Annotated in this window: 20 protein-coding genes and 1 pseudogene; 20 read left to right on the top strand and 1 reads right to left on the bottom strand. The window is 50.6% G+C overall.

Features of this window, described 5'->3' with window-relative positions; translation table 11 throughout:
* Positions 1-221: 221 nt before the first annotated feature.
* The 12 genes from FOC66_RS09440 (at position 222) to FOC66_RS09385 (ending at position 9,894) form a co-directional block, all read left to right on the top strand.
* Positions 222-1,208 (top strand): RluA family pseudouridine synthase, encoded by a 987-nt coding sequence (locus tag FOC66_RS09440; protein WP_003748049.1) that lies wholly within the window; start codon positions 222-224, stop codon positions 1,206-1,208.
* A gap of 10 nt (positions 1,209-1,218) precedes the next feature.
* Entirely contained in the window at positions 1,219-1,869 is a 651-nt protein-coding gene (locus tag FOC66_RS09435) for an HAD-IA family hydrolase (protein ID WP_003748047.1), read from the top strand.
* 55 nt (positions 1,870-1,924) lie between these two features.
* A complete protein-coding gene (locus FOC66_RS09430) occupies positions 1,925-2,443 on the top strand; it encodes a DUF4189 domain-containing protein (RefSeq protein ID WP_003748045.1) in 519 nt (172 codons plus the stop codon).
* A 60-nt stretch (positions 2,444-2,503) separates the two neighbouring features.
* Complete coding sequence (locus FOC66_RS09425) at positions 2,504-3,142, top strand: MBL fold metallo-hydrolase (protein ID WP_003748043.1); 639 nt, start codon at positions 2,504-2,506, stop codon at positions 3,140-3,142.
* A gap of 459 nt (positions 3,143-3,601) precedes the next feature.
* Positions 3,602-4,111: an outer membrane protein assembly factor BamE gene (locus FOC66_RS09420; protein ID WP_003748042.1), complete on the top strand. Its 510-nt coding sequence runs from the start codon at positions 3,602-3,604 to the stop codon at positions 4,109-4,111.
* An 8-nt stretch (positions 4,112-4,119) separates the two neighbouring features.
* Entirely contained in the window at positions 4,120-4,548 is a 429-nt protein-coding gene (locus tag FOC66_RS09415; RefSeq protein WP_003748039.1) for a hypothetical protein, read from the top strand.
* A 301-nt stretch (positions 4,549-4,849) separates the two neighbouring features.
* The gene (locus FOC66_RS09410; protein ID WP_003748037.1) at positions 4,850-6,067 is read left to right on the top strand and encodes an MFS transporter; all 1,218 of its coding nucleotides are present in this window, start codon (positions 4,850-4,852) and stop codon (positions 6,065-6,067) included.
* A 164-nt stretch (positions 6,068-6,231) separates the two neighbouring features.
* Positions 6,232-6,891, top strand: a complete 660-nt coding sequence (locus FOC66_RS09405; RefSeq protein WP_003748035.1) for an amino acid ABC transporter permease — start codon at positions 6,232-6,234, stop codon at positions 6,889-6,891.
* Positions 6,881-7,549, top strand: a complete 669-nt coding sequence (locus tag FOC66_RS09400; RefSeq protein ID WP_003748034.1) for an amino acid ABC transporter permease — start codon at positions 6,881-6,883, stop codon at positions 7,547-7,549. The genes FOC66_RS09405 and FOC66_RS09400 overlap by 11 nt, the downstream gene beginning before the upstream one ends.
* A gap of 1 nt (position 7,550) precedes the next feature.
* Positions 7,551-8,282 carry an amino acid ABC transporter ATP-binding protein gene (locus FOC66_RS09395; protein ID WP_003748031.1) on the top strand — a complete coding sequence of 244 codons (732 nt, stop codon included), beginning with the start codon at positions 7,551-7,553 and terminating at the stop codon, positions 8,280-8,282.
* 75 nt (positions 8,283-8,357) lie between these two features.
* Positions 8,358-9,212 carry an amino acid ABC transporter substrate-binding protein gene (locus FOC66_RS09390; protein ID WP_003748029.1) on the top strand — a complete coding sequence of 285 codons (855 nt, stop codon included), beginning with the start codon at positions 8,358-8,360 and terminating at the stop codon, positions 9,210-9,212.
* Between the two features lie 217 nt (positions 9,213-9,429).
* Positions 9,430-9,894 carry a four-helix bundle copper-binding protein gene (locus FOC66_RS09385; protein ID WP_003748027.1) on the top strand — a complete coding sequence of 155 codons (465 nt, stop codon included), beginning with the start codon at positions 9,430-9,432 and terminating at the stop codon, positions 9,892-9,894.
* A 64-nt stretch (positions 9,895-9,958) separates the two neighbouring features.
* On the opposite strand, the gene FOC66_RS09380 is transcribed toward FOC66_RS09385, so the two are convergent.
* Positions 9,959-10,492, bottom strand: coding sequence for an acyltransferase (locus FOC66_RS09380; protein ID WP_003748026.1), 534 nt, complete (start codon positions 10,490-10,492; stop codon positions 9,959-9,961).
* Between the two features lie 281 nt (positions 10,493-10,773).
* Between FOC66_RS09380 and rpmE the strand changes: the two genes are divergently transcribed.
* The 8 genes and pseudogenes from rpmE to mlaE all read left to right on the top strand — a co-directional run bounded on the left by rpmE (position 10,774) and on the right by mlaE (position 17,251).
* The gene (gene rpmE / locus FOC66_RS09375) at positions 10,774-10,989 is read left to right on the top strand and encodes a 50S ribosomal protein L31 (protein WP_003681847.1); all 216 of its coding nucleotides are present in this window, start codon (positions 10,774-10,776) and stop codon (positions 10,987-10,989) included.
* A 235-nt stretch (positions 10,990-11,224) separates the two neighbouring features.
* Positions 11,225-12,883, top strand: coding sequence for an ArnT family glycosyltransferase (locus FOC66_RS09370; RefSeq protein ID WP_003748022.1), 1,659 nt, complete (start codon positions 11,225-11,227; stop codon positions 12,881-12,883).
* A 108-nt stretch (positions 12,884-12,991) separates the two neighbouring features.
* Positions 12,992-13,909, top strand: a complete 918-nt coding sequence (locus FOC66_RS09365) for a hypothetical protein (protein ID WP_003748020.1) — start codon at positions 12,992-12,994, stop codon at positions 13,907-13,909.
* A gap of 113 nt (positions 13,910-14,022) precedes the next feature.
* The gene (locus tag FOC66_RS09360) at positions 14,023-14,499 is read left to right on the top strand and encodes an SMI1/KNR4 family protein (RefSeq protein WP_003748018.1); all 477 of its coding nucleotides are present in this window, start codon (positions 14,023-14,025) and stop codon (positions 14,497-14,499) included.
* Positions 14,500-14,806: 307 nt separating this feature from the next.
* The gene (locus FOC66_RS09355) at positions 14,807-15,043 is read left to right on the top strand and encodes a YrhB domain-containing protein (protein WP_081456507.1); all 237 of its coding nucleotides are present in this window, start codon (positions 14,807-14,809) and stop codon (positions 15,041-15,043) included.
* 117 nt (positions 15,044-15,160) lie between these two features.
* Positions 15,161-15,418 (top strand): annotated as a pseudogene (locus FOC66_RS10850) (hypothetical protein); the annotation flags it as partial.
* A gap of 191 nt (positions 15,419-15,609) precedes the next feature.
* Positions 15,610-16,410 (top strand): ABC transporter ATP-binding protein, encoded by an 801-nt coding sequence (locus FOC66_RS09350; protein WP_003748015.1) that lies wholly within the window; start codon positions 15,610-15,612, stop codon positions 16,408-16,410.
* Between the two features lie 64 nt (positions 16,411-16,474).
* Positions 16,475-17,251: a lipid asymmetry maintenance ABC transporter permease subunit MlaE gene (mlaE, locus tag FOC66_RS09345; protein ID WP_003748013.1), complete on the top strand. Its 777-nt coding sequence runs from the start codon at positions 16,475-16,477 to the stop codon at positions 17,249-17,251.
* Positions 17,252-17,299: the final 48 nt, after the last annotated feature.

The following is a 17,299-nucleotide window of genomic DNA, read 5'->3' as shown; positions in this document are numbered from 1 at the left end:
TTCGGACGGTACTGCGCGGACTGCGTCTTACGCCCGGCCGGACGGCAGGTTCAATTCAAACTTAATTACGGGATTGCGTTTGCCGGCTTTGAACAAACACAAGGAAATGCTTTGCGGAGTGCGTTTTTAATATAAAATCTCGTTTTAACAATAAATCCGTTTCAGACGGCCTGCGACGGCAGGTTCGGGTCCCGAAACGGACGTTTGGGATTATAGAGAAAATGCACGCAATACGCAAAGATTCAGTCAGCCTGATTGCCGTTGCCGAACACGAGGAAGGCCAACGCCTTGATAACTATCTGATAAAAATCCTCAAAGGCGTACCGAAAAGCCATATCCACCGCATCATCCGCGCCGGCGAAGTGCGGCTGAACAAAAAACGCTGCAAACCCGACAACCGCATTCAGGCAGGCGATACCGTCCGCATTCCGCCGATACGCACCGCCGAAAAACAAAGGCCGTCTGAAAGCCAGGCCGCGCCCGCGCGCGAATTTGACATCGTTTACGAAGACGATGCGCTTTTGGTCATCAACAAACCGTCCGGCGTTGCCGTCCACGGCGGCAGCGGCGTGAGCTTCGGCGTCATCGAACAAATCCGCCGCGCCCGTCCCGAAGCGCGTTATCTCGAACTCGTCCACCGCCTCGACAAAGACACCAGCGGCCTTTTAATGATCGCCAAAAAACGCAGCGCCTTGGTGAAACTGCACGAAGCCATCCGCAACGACCATCCGAAAAAAATCTATCTTGCGCTGGGTGTCGGCAGGCTGCCGAACGACCGCTTCCACGTCAAGCTCCCCCTGTTCAAATACACCGGCGCACAAGACGAAAAAATGGTGCGCGTCAGCGAAGACGGCCAATCCGCCCACACCATCTTCCGCGTGTTAAACCGTTTTTCAGACGGCCTTTTGCACCAAGTCGGCCTATCCGACCTGACCCTTGTCGAAGCCACCCTGAAAACCGGCCGCACCCACCAAATCCGCGTCCACCTGCAATCGCAAGACTGCCCCATTGCCGGCGACGAACGCTACGGCGACTATCAAGCCAACAAACGCCTGCAGAAACTCGGTTTGAAAAGAATGTTCCTGCACGCCTCCGAGCTGCACCTCGCCCATCCGCTGACCGGCGAAAAACTGATTCTGAAAGCGCCCCTGCCGCAAGAATTGGCGCAATTCGTTTTAATGTTGGAAAATCAGGAAAAGGCCGTCTGAAAGGAAACCCATGAAACCCAAACTCATCATTTTCGACTGGGACGGCACGCTTGCCGACACCACCAACCCCATCATCCACACCTTCCAACAAAGCTTTGCCGATTGCGGCCTGCCCGTTCCCGAAGCCGACCAAATCCGCCCGCTCATCGGATACAGCCTCTCCGGCATCATCCACCGCCTTGCCCACAACGTCAGCGAACACGTTCAGGAAACCCTGATTGAGATCTATGCCGCGCACTACCTCAATCCCAACAACCGCAACATGACCCTGTTCCCCGAAACCCTGCCCTGCCTACAACGCTTGAAGCAACAAGGCTATTGGCTTGCCGTAGCGACCGGCAAAGGCCGCAGCGGACTGGATAGGTCCATCGAGCAAACCGGCACCCAAGCCTTCTGGCTGGAAACCGCCTGCGCTAGCGAATATCCGTCCAAACCCGCGCCCGATATGGTACTCGCCCTCTGCGACCGACTGGGTGTTAAACCGGAAGAGGCCGTCGTCGTCGGCGACACCACCCACGACCTAGAAATGGCCGCCAATGCCAAAATCCGCGCCATCGCCGTTACCACCGGCGCGCACACCGCCCAACAACTTTCCGCCCTGCCCCATGTCGCCATGCTCAACAGCTTGGCCGAATTGCCCGATGTATTGGAAACCTTATGAATGACGGTGTGCGTCAACTGACACAGATTTAGATAACTAATAGATTGGATTTGAAATGAAAAAATTGTTTTTTGTGTTATTGGGGCTGGCAAGCCTTAATGTCTGCGTTGCTAATCCTACTTATGATGCAACCAGAGGCGCGTTGCAAAATGACCCTGGCTTATGCCAATACGGCTACAACTCCAATTGTGGCTCATCTGGCCAACGTCAACAAAGACAACCTACGAAAATTATCAACATCAATGTTCCTTCAAAACACGGGGCTTGGGCATTTAATCCTAAAACTGGCATTGCAGGTGGTGCACTTGATATGAATTCTCGTGAGGAAGCAGAAAGAGAAGCCATTAAAACCTGTGAACGAGGAGGAAGTAATGCGCCATGTAAAATAGAAGTTTGGGGACAAAATGGCTGCATTGCCGTTGCACAAGGTAAATTAGGCAAGAAATGGAAGCTTTTCTCAGTAGTAACAGAATTAGGTAAAGCTGAAGCTAAAGCGCTACAAAAATGTCGAGCATCAGGACTTCCTGAATGCAAAATCGTTGCTAACGAAGGTTGTTCACTACCTAAATTCTAAATAGATCCAAGGCCGTCTGAAACGTAAACAACATTAAATAAGCCTTTCCTAGGAACACCCATGGCACTCCAATTTGAAATCAACGCCGTTACCCCCTTCCGTCAAAACTGCACGCTGATTTGGGATGATGAAACCAAAGAAGCCGTTTTGACCGATGTCGGCGGCGACGTACCCTATTTATTGCAACAAGTCCAAAACAAAGGCCTCAGGCTGACCGCCATTTGGCTGACCCACGGCCATCTTGACCATGCAGGCGGCGTGGTTGAACTTTTGAAAACCTGCGACGTACCCGTTCTCGGCCCGCACAAAGACGACGAATTCCTGCTCCAAGCCCTTCCGCAAACGACGGCGCAATACGGTTTCCCCGTTTCTCCGTCATTCACGCCGACACGCTGGCTGGAAGAAGGGGAAACGCTCAAGGTCGGCAACCACAGTTTCCAAGTCCTCCACATTCCCGGCCACACCCCCGGCCAAGTCGTTTTTTACAACGCCGAAAACGGACTTTTAGTCGCAGGCGATGTCTTATTTTATGAGACCGTTGGTCGCACAGATTTTCCGCGCGGCAATCATGATGACCTCATAAACAATATCTGCGCTAAACTATTAACCCTGCCCGAAAACACGCAAGTTATCGCCGGACACGGCCGCATGACCAGCATCGGGCATGAGAAAAGGTACAATCCGTTTCTGGTTCGTTAATATGAATGTTGTATAAAGCCAACATTCTGGCATACACAGATTATGCGTATAAAGGAAAACTGGCATACAATTTGCAGGGATAACACCCGAAAGATTAAGTACCTAATCTCCGGCAAATGCCAAAATGAACTAAAGCACAAAGATAACAAGGTATTACGCAATACAACCTGATTTATCGAAAACCGGACATCTCCAAACCCCAAGCCTGACTCGCAGTGAAATTGTTACAAAGTGACAATAAATGTCAGTCGGGCCGTCTGAACGGTTCTGCCGATTCAGGCGGATACAACGGAGATAAGGCGCAATGCCCTGCCGGAATGTGCCGATGTTCTGTTTGTCAAACCGTCGGGTACATCTTTAAGAAGCACAACATTATTTGGGTAAACCGGCAAACTCGCTGCCGGCACTAACAGGCCGTCTGAAAAGTTCGGCTGGTAAAATCAATAAAAGGATTATCAAATGAAAAAAATCGCAAAAGTGGGCTTTGCCCTGCTGGCTACCGGCCTGCTGGCCGCCTGTGCTACTAAGAGCAAAATCACTCCTGAAGGCACTACCGACGAGCCTCGCTTCCCTAAACCTTACTCCCTGACCTTCAACAATGATCGCGGTACATTCCCGACTTTTGACGAGTTGGATCAAATGCGTCCTGGCCTGACCAAAGACGACATCTACAAAATCCTCGGCCGTCCTCACTACGACGAAGGCATGGTTGGCGTGCGTGAATGGGACTACCTGTTCCACTTCTACACCCCGGGCGTAGGCGTTGACCCTGAAAACACTTCCGGCGTTGAAGGCATCACTACTTGCCAATACAAAGTGATCTTCGATAAAGACAAATTTGCACGCAGCTTCTTCTGGAATCCAGTATTCCCTAAAGATGCCGTATGTCCTCCTCCAGCACCTAAACAAGAGCCTCAAGTGATCATCCGCGAGATCGTTAAAGAAGCTCCTAAACGCATCCGTCAATAAGGACAAATTTGAAACGGATCCTATTGGGTATAGCCTTGGCAGTAGGCCTGAACTCTTTGGCCGCTGCCGATGCTGTCAGCGACTATATCCAACGCAAAAAAGTTGTGGTCAATACAGCCAAGGCGGAGCTTTGCTTTGCCGATGACGGTCAGTGCCATCCGGTATTGATCGGTAAGACCACGCCGAAAGGCAAATTCAATATGACGCCGATGATGACCAGCAAACCGGGTTACGGTGGCGAGGTTATCGGCTTCAAAGAAGAAAATGACTTTCTGTTTGCGTTACACCGGGTATGGACGCTCAAGCCGCAGGAAAGGCGCATGGAACGCATCGCTTCTCCCAATGTGGCCGACCGCATCATAACCAATGGTTGTATCAACGTACAAAATAATGTGTACGAAAAACTGCGTCAGTATTTCATTTTGGAAATCATCTGATGTAAGTCAGTCAAACAAAGGCCGTCTGAAACTTTTCAGACGGCCTTTCTTCTCAAACGAAAATTCGACGGCAATTTGCTTGCTCCGTCAGAGCCAAACGAAGAATATTTGGCCGCTTCATTCTCTACTCATCCTCAAGCCATATTACTTTTTACCATATCCAAAGAACCAACGGTTATTTATGCCGTTTTCCGCCCAATGCTAGAATCGCGCGTTTATATATCGGCCCGCCGAGAAATCAAATAAATAATATAGCGGCAGAAATAGCTTTTATTCCCTGCCCCTTACACACACAAACATCATGACCGATTCTTCTGCCAAATTACCCAATTTGTGGCTGCTGATTGCCGCTGCCGCCTCCATCCTGCTGATTACCATCGGCATGAGGATGACTTTAGGGCTTTTTGTCCTGCCCGTCGTCAACTCGACCGAATTGAGCATGACCCAGTTCAGCCTGATTATTGCCGTTTTCCAATTGATGTGGGGCATATCGCAACCCTTGTCCGGCGCGTTGGCCGACCGTTTCGGCGCGTTTAAAGTTTTAGCCGGCGGTACAGTTCTGTTGATTGCCGCCTGTCTGATGGTGCCGCAAATGCCGACTTATTGGGGGCTGATGCTGGGTATCGGTTTATTGTTGGCATTCGGTACGGGTTCGGGCGGATTTTCCATCATTATGGGACAGGTCGCCGCCAAAACGCCGCCTCATCGGCGCGGCTTGGCTTCCGGCCTGGTCAATGCAGGCGGGTCCGCAGGGCAATTTTTGTTCGCGCCGCTGGTTCAAGGTTTGATTGCCCTGCCCCACGTCGGCTGGACGGGGACATTTTATGTTTGGGCAGTCATCGCCATCTTGATTTTGCCGATTTCTTGGTGGCTGGCCGGCGGCAAACATGCTGCTCATACCGTCCACACAGACGACGGCGGCCAAACCCTGAAGCAGGCCGTCTGCAAGGCTTTCGCCAACCGCAGCTATATCTTGCTGCATTTGGGTTTCTTTACCTGCGGTTTCCACATCGCCTTTTTGGTTACCCACCTGCCGACCGAAATTTCACTTTGCGGCCTCCCTGCTACGGTCGCTTCGACCTCTATTGCCATTATTGGTTTGGCAAACATTGCCGGCTGTATTTTTTCAGGGTGGTGTACCGGCAGATTTTTGGGCAAATACGTCCTCTTCGGTTTATATGCTTCGCGTGTCGCCATGATATTGATTTATCTGGCCGCACCTAAAACCGATTTGAACTTCTATCTTTTCGCCGCCGGACTCGGTTTCACTTGGCTGGCAACCGTCGCCCCCACCGCCGCCATTACCGGCAAACTTTTCGGCACGCGCTACTTGGCCACCCTCTTCGGGTTGACCATGTTGAGCCACCAAATTGGCGGCTTTTTGGGTTCGTACATCGGCGGCATCGTCATTACGCGCTTCAACGATTACGGCTGGATGTGGTACGCCGACGCAGTCTTGGCAGGTGCGGCCGCCCTGTTGAATTTACTGATTCATGAACGGAAAGCGGCTGCCGCCTGACGCGGAAACCTTGGCATTTCAAGGCCGTCTGAAACGTTTCAGACGGCCTTTGCCTTATTCCATTTTTTGTGTTTTATCCACAATCGATATTCCTATCCATTATTTAACACTCCCTTACAAACCCGTTAAAATACTGCCTTTATTATGCTGATTGTCTGACTCTGATGAACTGGTCTTATCTGATCGATGCCATCCCCAAATTCGTCGATGCGGCAAAGCTGACGCTGGAATTGTCGGTATATGGCGTCGTTTTGTCGTTGCTGTTCGGCCTGCCCGTTGCCGTGGTTACGGCATACCGAATCCGCCCCTTCTACGCATTGGCACGCGCCTATATCGAGCTGTCGCGCAATACGCCCCTGCTGATCCAATTGTTTTTCCTGTATTACGGCCTGCCGAAAATGGGCATTAAATGGGACGGTTTCACCTGCGGCGTAATCGCACTGGTTTTCTTGGGCGCAAGCTACATGGCGGAAGCCATCCGTGCCGGTATTCTGGCCGTCCCCAAAGGGCAGATCGAAGCGGGCAAGGCCATCGGTTTGAGCCGCTTTCAAGTGTTCCGCTATGTCGAATTGCCCCAGGCATGGGCGGTCGCCGTCCCTGCCATCGGCGCAAACGTATTGTTTTTGATGAAAGAAACATCTATCGTCAGCGCGGTCGGCATTGCGGAATTGTTGTTCGTTACCAAAGACATCATCGGCATGGACTACAAAACCAACGAAGCCTTGTTCCTGCTGTTTGCCAGCTACCTGATCATCCTTCTGCCCGTTTCGCTTCTGGCGCGCTGGGCCGAAAACCGCGTACGGAGTGCAAAATATGGTGTTTGACTGGCTGTTTGAAGGACAAAACGCGGCACGCTTGGGCGAAGGCCTGTTGCTGACGGCGCAGATTTCCCTGGCCTCCGTTGCCGCCTCCTGCGTATTGGGTACGCTGTTCGGCTTGGTTTTACGTTCGCCCAACCGGCTCATCCGCTTTATCGGACGGTTTTATCTCGAAACCATCCGAATCGTGCCGATTTTGGTGTGGCTGTTCGGCCTGTATTTCGGCCTATCCGTCTGGACAGGCATCCACATCGACGGATTTTGGGTCTGCGTCTGGGTATTCACCATGTGGGGCATCGCCGAAATGGGCGATTTGGTCCGCGGCGCATTGGAATCGATTGAAAAACACCAGGTCGAATCAGGCCTGGCACTCGGCTTGAGCCGCGGGCAGGTATTCCGCTACATCGAGCTGCCGCAAAGCATCCGCCGCGTATTGCCCGGTGCCGTCAATCTGTTTACGCGCATGATCAAAACCAGCTCGCTCGCCTCCCTTATCGGCGTCATCGAAGTCGTCAAAGTCGGCCAGCAAATCATCGAAAACTCGCTGCTGACGCAACCCAATGCTTCATTTTGGGTTTACGGCCTGATTTTTATGCTGTATTTCTTCTGTTGCTGGCCGCTGTCGCTGCTGGCGGCAAAACTTGAACAAAAATGGGAACACTGACATGGCTTTACTGAGCATCCGCAACCTGCACAAACAATACGGCAACGTAACCGCCATTCAATCCTTAGACTTGGACTTGGAAAAAGGCGAAGTCATCGTACTGCTGGGCCCGTCCGGCTGCGGCAAATCCACCCTCCTGCGCTGCGTCAACGGTTTGGAGCCGCACCAAGGCGGCAGCATCGTGATGGACGGTGTCGGCGAATTCGGTAAAGACGTTTCCTGGCAAACCGCCCGGCAAAAAGTCGGCATGGTTTTTCAAAGCTATGAACTGTTTGCCCACATGACCGTCATCGAAAACATCCTCTTAGGCCCGGTGAAAGTACAAAACCGCAACCGTGCCGAAGCAGAGGCACAAGCCGACAAACTGTTGGAACGCGTCGGCCTGCTCGACCGTAAAAACGCCTATCCGCGCGAACTCTCCGGCGGCCAGAAACAACGCATCGCCATTGTCCGCGCCCTGTGCCTGAACCCGGAGGTCATCCTGCTGGACGAAATCACCGCCGCACTCGACCCCGAAATGGTGCGCGAAGTCTTGGAAGTGGTTTTAGAACTCGCCCGCGAAGGCATGAGCATGCTCATCGTAACCCATGAAATGGGGTTTGCCCGCAAAGTTGCCGACCGCATCGTCTTCATGGACAAAGGCGGCATCGTCGAATCGACCGATCCCGAAACCTTCTTCTCCGCCCCGAAAAGCGAACGCGCCCGCCAATTCTTGGCAGGCATGGACTACTGATTTTATTTTCAGGCCGTCCAAACCCTTTTTCAGACGGCCTCCACTTTCAACCAAACATTTGAAAAGGAAACACTCATGCAATTGAATGCCAAATTCAAAGCCCTCCTCGCCTCCGCCGCCATCGCCGTCGGCCTGACTGCCTGCGGAGGCGGCTCCGGTGATGCCCAATCTTCACAAAGCAGCGGCGCGGCAACCGTTGCCGCCATCAAAGAAAAAGGCGTTATCCGTATCGGCGTATTCGGCGACAAACCTCCGTTCGGCTATGTTGACGCCAACGGCAAAAACCAAGGCTTTGACGTTGAAATCGCCAAAGACCTGGCCAAAGACCTGCTCGGCAGCCCCGACAAAGTCGAATTCGTCCTGACCGAGGCCGCAAACCGCGTCGAATACGTCCGTTCCGGCAAAGTCGACCTCATCCTCGCCAACTTCACCAAAACACCCGAACGCGCCGAAGCCGTCGATTTCGCCGATCCTTACATGAAAGTGGCCTTGGGCGTGGTTTCCTCCAAAGACAAACCGATTACCGACGTTGCACAATTGAAAGACCAAACCCTGCTGGTCAACAAAGGCACCACCGCCGACGCCTTCTTCACCAAAAGCCATCCTGAAGTCAAACTGCTGAAATTCGACCAAAATACCGAAACCTTCGACGCACTGAAAGACGGCCGCGGCGTAGCACTCGCCCACGACAACGCCCTGCTGTGGGCATGGGCAAAAGAAAACCCGAATTTTGAAGTCGCCATCGGCAACCTCGGCCCTGCCGAATTCATCGCCCCGGCTGTTCAAAAAGGCAACACCGACCTCCTGAACTGGGTCAACGGCGAAATCGCCGCCATGAAAAAAGACGGCCGTCTGAAAGCCGCCTATGAAAAAACCCTCTTGCCCGTGTATGGCGAGAAAGTCAAACCGGAAGAATTGTTGGCGGAATAAACCGACTATTTTCTCGGCAAAAAGTCACTTGGCCGTATTTCAGCTATCCGATTTGTGATTGATTTAAACAAATATCATACCTAACAACAGGCCGTCTGAACGTATTATCGATACCTTCAGACGGCCTGTTGTTTAAAAACGAATAACATGATAACCTTTTAATAATGGATGAAATAATTCGTCCGATATTTCTACAAAGCAAAAAGGACTCTATCTTATGAACCGTCGTCAATTTATCGGCAGCGCTGCTGCTGTTTCCCTCACCGCCGCCGCTTCTTTCGCCCGCGCTCACGACCATGCCGGCCATGCACACCATACCGGTCATGCTGGTCACGCGCATTCTGCACCGCGCGCCTACGAAGCTGCGCGCAAAGCCGCCGCACATTGCGTTGAAGCCGGTCAAATCTGTTTGGCACACTGCATTGCCCTGTTGAGCGAAGGCGATACCTCCATGAAAGACTGCGCAGCCGGCGTCAATCAAATGCTGGCACTGTGCGGCACCTTGCAGAACCTCGCCGCCCAAAATTCACGCCTGACTCCGTCTTTGGCAAAAGTGTGCATCGAAGCCTGCAAACAATGTTCTGCCGCCTGCAAAGAACACGCCGGCCACCACGCTGAATGCAAAGCCTGCTACGAATCTTGCTTGGCTTGCATTAAAGAATGCGAAAAAATTGCCGCTTAAGCACTATTGAAAAAAGGCCGTCTGAAATCTTTCAGACGGCCTTTTGTTTATGGTTTCGTTCACGCTATTCAGCTGTGAGTTCTTGCTCATCCAGCAGTTTTTTCTTCACAACCGCAGGATTACCCGCGGCCACGCAATAAGGCGGCACATCTTTGGTAACCACCGAACCTGCGCCGATTACCGCACCCTTGCCGATGGTAACGCCGCCCATGATAATCGCACGCCGGCCGATCCAAACATCGTCTTCAATCACAATCGGGCGAATGTCCGTATAGCCTTCAAAGCGGCGGGTTTCAGGGTTGAATTTGTGGTTGGTCGAATAAAACAGGCATTCCGGCCCCATCATCACGTTCTTGCCGAGGGTCAGGCCGTGGCAGATTTCGCAATTGACGCCGATACCCGAATTGTCGCCGATTACCGTATCCGGAAAAACATATCCGCCTTTTTCAATATTGACGTTTTTGCCGATGTTTGGGGAAATGCACGCAGCCAAAGCGGCGCGGAATTTTTGCGCAATCCGGCCGAAGGGTTTGCAATAAGACGGAGGCAACATTCCTCCCCAGACACGCAAAATGCGCGTCAATATCCTTTTTTGCATGGATTCCGTCTCCTGTTCGTAAAAGCGTAAATATTAATCAGACTATTATTTTTCTTAAAGTTTCACATCTAGAAGAGGTTTTACATCCTCTTTTCGGTTGGACTACAGCCCGATTACACAATATTTAGTTTGAAACTCTATTCTAAACTGTTCTCGCCTGTTGCGAAACTGCCCGCTACGCAAAATATCCGCTTGACGAAACAGCCAAAAATAGCGAAAATCCCACGCTTAACTGAAGTACAGGCAAAACCCCTGTGCCCGCTTAATCGAAAGGAAATCAAATGAAACAAGGTATTCACCCGAACTACCACGAAATCAACGTTACCTGCTCTTGCGGCAACAAATTCGTAACCAAATCCGCAATGGAAAAAGACAGCTTCAACGTTGAGGTTTGCTCTCTGTGCCACCCTTTCTACACCGGTACTCAAAAAATCGTCGACACTACCGGTCGCGTGGACAAATTCAACAACAAATTCGGCAACCTGTTCAAACGCTAATTGCCGCTTTGTCAAAAAGACTGCTTTGTGCAGTCTTTTTTGCATTTAGGCCGTCTGAAACATTTCTTTCAGACGGACTGAGCTTTTTGGCATCAACCGAATGCCATATCATTCCAAACACCCGATAAAAACGAGCCGTAAGCATTATTTTACAAAGCCCTCCGGTCCGGCATATCGCGCAAACCTGTCAAACCCTGTACCATTACCATTCAAACCAACCGTTTTTTGACCTTCCATGCTGACTTACACACCGCCCGATCCGCGCCGCCCCCAAAAAACCCATGAAAAACCGTGGCTCTTACTGCTGATGGCCTTTGCCTGGCTGTGGCCGGGCGTGTTCTCGCATGACTTGTGGAACCCTGCCGAACCCTCCCTCTTTACCGCCTCCGAATCCATGAAAAACGGCGGCAGCCTGCTGGTTGCACAAATCTTCGGCCAACCCGACTTTACCATCTCCCCGGCTTTTTTGTGGGCGGCAACCGCATTCCAAACCCTGTTTTCGCCTTGGGCGGCCGATGCCTATGATGCCGCACGTTTTGCCGGCGTGGTATTCACCGCCGTCGGACTGACCGCCTGCGGTTTTGCCGGTTTCAACTTTCTCGGCAGACACCACGGCCGCAGCGTTGTCTTAATCCTCATCGGCAGCATCGGTTTGCTGCCCATCGCCCACTTCCTCAATCCTATGTCGGCTGCTTTTGCCGCATTTGGATTGATTCTGTGCGGCTTTTCACTGGCACGCCGCCGCGTCATTATTGCCATTTTGCTGTTGTGCGGCGGCTGGGTTTCACTCTCCCTTTCCTCAGGCTATCTGCTGACCGCGGCCATGATGTTTTTGGCACTTGCCCTGTCGTTCCATTCCACTTGGCAGAGCAAACGCTATCTGCTGACCCTGATTGGCGCCATCGTCGTTTCCCTGCCCCTGCTGATTCTGTATCCGCTGGTTTTATCCAGAACCCATCCCGAATGGTTTGATATTTGGTTCAACCATTATTCCTTAGGCGTATTCGGCGGCTTCCATCAAATTCAGACGGCCTTCAACCTGCCCTATTATCTGAAAAACCTGCTGTGGTTTGCCCTGCCTGCTTGGCCGCTGGCGGCATGGACGCTCAGCCGCACGCGTATCCACGATAAAAACTGGGGCATTCTGAGCCTGTCGTGGCTGGTTATCATGACAGCCCTGCTCGCCATCAACCCGCAACGCCTGCAAGACAACCTCGTTTGGCTGCTGCCGCCGCTCGCCCTGCTCGGCGCAGCACAACTGGACGGCCTGCGTCGCGGCGCGGCGGCATTTATCAACTGGTTCGGCATCATGGCATTCGGTTTGATTGCCGTCTTCCTGTGGCTGGGTTTCTTCGCCATGAACTACGGCTGGCCCGCCAAACTGGCCGAACGCGCCGCCTATTTCAGCCCGTATTATATCCCCGACATCGACCCGATTCCGATGGCCGTCGCCCTGCTGTTTACCCCGTTGTGGCTCTGGGCGATTACGCGTAAAAACATCCGCGGCCGCCAAGCCGTCACCAACTGGGCATCCGGCGTTACCTTGGCTTGGGCTTTGCTGATGACCCTGTTTTTACCGTGGCTCAACGCCGCCAAAAGCCATGCGCCGGTTGTACACCAAATGGAAGCCGCGCTTTCTGCCGAATTGAAACAGAAACTTTCAGACGGCCTCGAATGTATCAATATCGACGGCCAAGACCAGCGCACACGCATCGCGTGGACACAATACAGCCGTATTAAAACCACGACCGACAACCCGACCTGCCGCTACCACCTCATCCGCCAAGCCGCCAACATCGGCGCACCTTCAGGTTGGCAAACCTTGTGGCAAGGCGCAAGACCGCGCAACAAAGCCGAAACTTTCCTATTGCTGGAAAAAACTGCGGCGCAGTAAATCACACCAGCCTCAAAACCGGAAATTCTCCGTTCAACAAAGGCCGTCTGAAAGAACTTTTATCCTTTCAGACGGCCTTTGACTTACTTTAACGCCGCTTCCCGTACAATGACCCTTTTCCCTTATCTGCCTAAAAACATGAAACCCAACCGCCTTTTGCCCCTCGTCCTCTTATTGACCGCCCTCTCCGCCCATGCCAAAGATTTCATCATCTACGACCGCATGGACTACGTCGGCAAACCCGACCTGACCGCCGACAAACTCTCCAAAGTGTTCTTGGTTTACGAAAGCGAGCTGGTCAAACCCGATCCGACGGGCAAACGCAAACACGGCGTACTCAACGAAGCGCGCATCCGTGAATTGGCCAAACAATCGCGCCGCGAAGGCTACCGCACCATTTCCACCGACATCGAAAGCTGGTTTGCCGAAAAAGACGGCCAACTGCTGACACCCGACGAATTGAGAACCGACTTTGCGCGGATGTACCAAATCTTCAGAGAAGAAAACCCGCGCGCCTTCATCAGCAACTACGGCATGCCTTCCGAACACCTGCACGGCATCCGCCACTACCGCCCCAACGTTGACAACGAAACCATCTTGGCCAAATGGCGACAAGTCAGCAAACGCCGTGCGCCTACCGCCGCCATCAGCGACTATGCCAATCCTGTGTTCTACATCACTTCCCCCGATTTGGTGCAATGGGAAAAAGACGTGAAAACCGCCGTTGACGACATCCATCAACGCTTTCCCAACAAAAAAATCATCGGCTACATTTGGCCGCAATATTATTCAGCCACCAACAGCCCTTATTTCAAACAGTTCATCGACCCAGTCCGCTGGCGCAAAATGCTCGAAATCAGCAAAAAATACACCGACGGCGTGATTATCTGGTCGGACAAGCGTGATGAAAACAACCAAATCGTGCGCTGGAACGATCCGCGCATCCAAGCCACGATGAAAGCGACTCAAGCCTTCATCAATGCCAATGCCAAAGAAATCAAGGTAGAAGGTTTGCAGAAATATTAAAAACAAGGCGGGCATATTTGCCCGCCTCTTTATAATATGCAGTTAATTCCTAATAGTATTCATAAAGCTGTTAGGCATACCGGTCAAAAATCGTTAAAGAAAGGTCAGTAAAAATGAGAAAACTATCAATATTATCAGATGAGGGATTGGTTCCAATAAGAACAATTCAACAATTTGCTGAAGATATAGGGGTCGTTTTTCCTGTTTCATATGTATCACTTCTTAGCAAACATGATCATTTATACCCTAAAGAAAATATTTTCAATTTTATCAATCAATACGGTGAAAATGATGAAAGGGACATTTCATTTTTAGGGTATAAGCAAAATTTAGGCTATGAAGATATTTATAGCTATTCATGTATTGATGATGAATATGGGTATGCAAAAAAAGTGATTGCTTTTGGGATTTCAGCTAATGGCGATTATATCTGTTTTGATTACAGAAAATGCAATGAAAATCCATGTATCATTCTGATGTATCATGATGATTTTTATGAAGATGAGAATGGAGATACGAAAATGGTAACTAGCCATATTGCAGATAGTTTTGATGCCTTTTTGGATATGCTATATGAACTTTCAGATTAAGTGTGTAGGTTGAGTTGAAAACCCAACTAAATTAAAAAAAATTGTCTGAAATCAGCAAGCCGTAGCCCATATGGAATCTAAACTCAACAAGTAGGATGTGTATGGAACGCACGCATGCGGTTCTCAAGGTTTGAGCTAAGAAGCCGTCTAAAAACAGAAAAACCGTTTCAGACGGCCTTTGTTCAACGCCATCGATCCAGCAGGCCGTAAAGCGCAATTATCCAAAAAGGTATATTGATGGGCAAATATAAAAAGGAGGAGAAGTCAATTTTACTATCTTCAAACATTTTCAATTTGGAGTATTTCCATGGTAATTACTTATCAAGAAGCAAAGAAAATCGCAGTATCTTTTTTAAGTCAAATAGAGCAAGAAATGGGGATTTCATTGTTAATAGTTGAATCTCATGTACGAGAAAATGATGATGGGTGGGTTTTCCCATATCAGTCAAAAGAATATTTAGAAACAATGGATATAAACAAATCTATTATTGGAAATTGGCCTATATTTGTTTCTAAAAATGGAGGAGTTCCTTCTATTCGTTGATTTAAGCCCATTAGCTAAGTCCGTATCCCACTAAACTTGAAACCATATGGATGAAAATAGACTCATAACGGGTGAAATATATGGACCAATAGGACGCTTTAGGCGTGGAGCAAAATAATAAAATTAAAGAAATATCCTTCTAACTCTATAAAAGAGTTAGAAAACTATTTAATAAAAACCTATCAAAAATGTATTATTCTGCAAGAGAGAGGAAAGGAGATTTATCGATGTTTTATTCTTTCTTTTCACAAAGAATTCAATATAGATATTGGATTAGCCGTATCCTGTATAAGCGTCTCCAAAAAAGTATTGATATTTGATGATAAAAATATTTTTATTGGATTTGATTCAGTTGTTTTTTATATTTCTATACAAATATACCTACACAGCTGTCTGTATGTTTAACACAACACGCTGCAAAACGACCGTAGCGCCAACACTTCTGCATTCTTTCACACGTTTTTACCCGTTATTCCTAAGCGCAGGCCGTCTGAAAATTGCCCGAATATCCAATACCCTTTACAATACCCGTAATTAAAATACATTTTTCGACACTCCCCTCCTGCATGAGTTCCACACCCTTCATCGAAATGAAAGACGTTGCCTTCGCATATGGCGACCGTCCGATTCTGAACAACATCAACTTCAGCATTCCACAAGGCAATTTCGCCGCCGTAATGGGTGGTTCGGGCAGCGGCAAAACCACGCTGATGCGCCTGATTACGGGTCAAATCCGCCCGCAATCGGGCAAAGTGCTGATTGAAGGGCGAGATTTGGCCGCATTTTCGGCGCAGGAGCTGTACGAACACCGCCGCCGCATGGGCGTTTTGTTCCAACACGGTGCATTGTTTACCGACTTATCCGTCTTCGACAACATCGCCTTCCCCATGCGCGAGCTGACGGATTTGCCCGAAGCAGTCATTCGCGATTTAGTATTGCTGAAACTGAATGCAGTCGGTTTGCGTGGCATTGAAAACCTGATGCCTTCCGAGCTTTCCGGCGGTATGTCGCGCCGCGTCGCCCTCGCGCGTACGATTGCGCTCGACCCTGAAATCATGTTGTATGACGAGCCTTTCACCGGCCTCGACCCGATTTCGCTGGGCGTTATCGCCCACCTCATCAGCCGCGCCAACAAAGCCCTGCGCTCCACCAGCGTGATGGTAACGCACGATATCGAAAAATCGCTGGAAATCGTCGATCAAGTCATTTTCTTGGCACACGGCGAAATCATGTTCTCCGGCTCGCCCAAAGAAATGCGCGAACTCGACTCGCCTTGGGTGCGCCAGTTTGTCGGCGGACTGGCAGACGGCCCCGTCGCCTACCGCTATCCGGCGCAAACGACTTTAAAACAAGACTTGCTGGGCTGATTTCAGACGGCCTGAAACTTAAACCAGGCCGTCTGAAAACCATTTAACCAATTAACTGAAACCTATGAATTTTATCCGTTCCGTCGGGGCAAAAACCCTCGGCTTCATCCAATCGCTGGGCAGCATTACGCTGTTTTTCCTGCAGATCCTGGCCAAATCAGGCACGGCGTTTGCCCGTCCGCGCCTGAGCATCCGCCAGATTTACTTTGCAGGCGTGTTGTCCGTCCTGATTGTCGCCGTCTCCGGCCTGTTTGTCGGCATGGTATTGGGCTTGCAAGGCTATACGCAGCTGGCAAAATTCAAATCCGCCGATATTTTGGGCTATATGGTTGCCGCTTCCTTGTTGCGCGAATTGGGTCCCGTATTGGCGGCCATTCTGTTTGCCAGCAGCGCGGGCGGTGCCATGACCAGCGAAATCGGTTTAATGAAAACCACCGAGCAGCTTGAAGCGATGAACGTGATGGCGGTCGACCCCGTGGCGCGCGTGGTTGCGCCGCGCTTTTGGGCGGGCGTATTTTCCATGCCTTTGCTGGCGTCGATTTTCAACGTTGCCGGCATTTACGGCGCGTATTTGGTCGGCGTCGAATGGCTGGGTTTGGACGGCGGTATTTTCTGGTCGCAAATGCAAAACAACATTACCTTCCATTACGACGTACTCAACGGCTTAATCAAATCCGCCGCTTTCGGCGTAGCCGTTACGTTAATCGCCGTACATCAGGGGTTTCACTGCGTACCGACTTCCGAAGGTATTTTGCGCGCCAGTACACGCACCGTAGTGTCTTCCGCCCTGACCATCCTCGCCGTCGACTTCATCTTGACCGCATGGATGTTTACCGACTAAAGGCCGTCTGAAACGACACTTAAAAAGAATGAAACAAGGACAATAGCA

The organism is Neisseria mucosa (assembly GCF_013267835.1).
Classification (GTDB): Bacteria; Pseudomonadota; Gammaproteobacteria; order Burkholderiales; family Neisseriaceae; genus Neisseria.
This window is presented reverse-complemented; position numbering and strand designations above follow the sequence as displayed.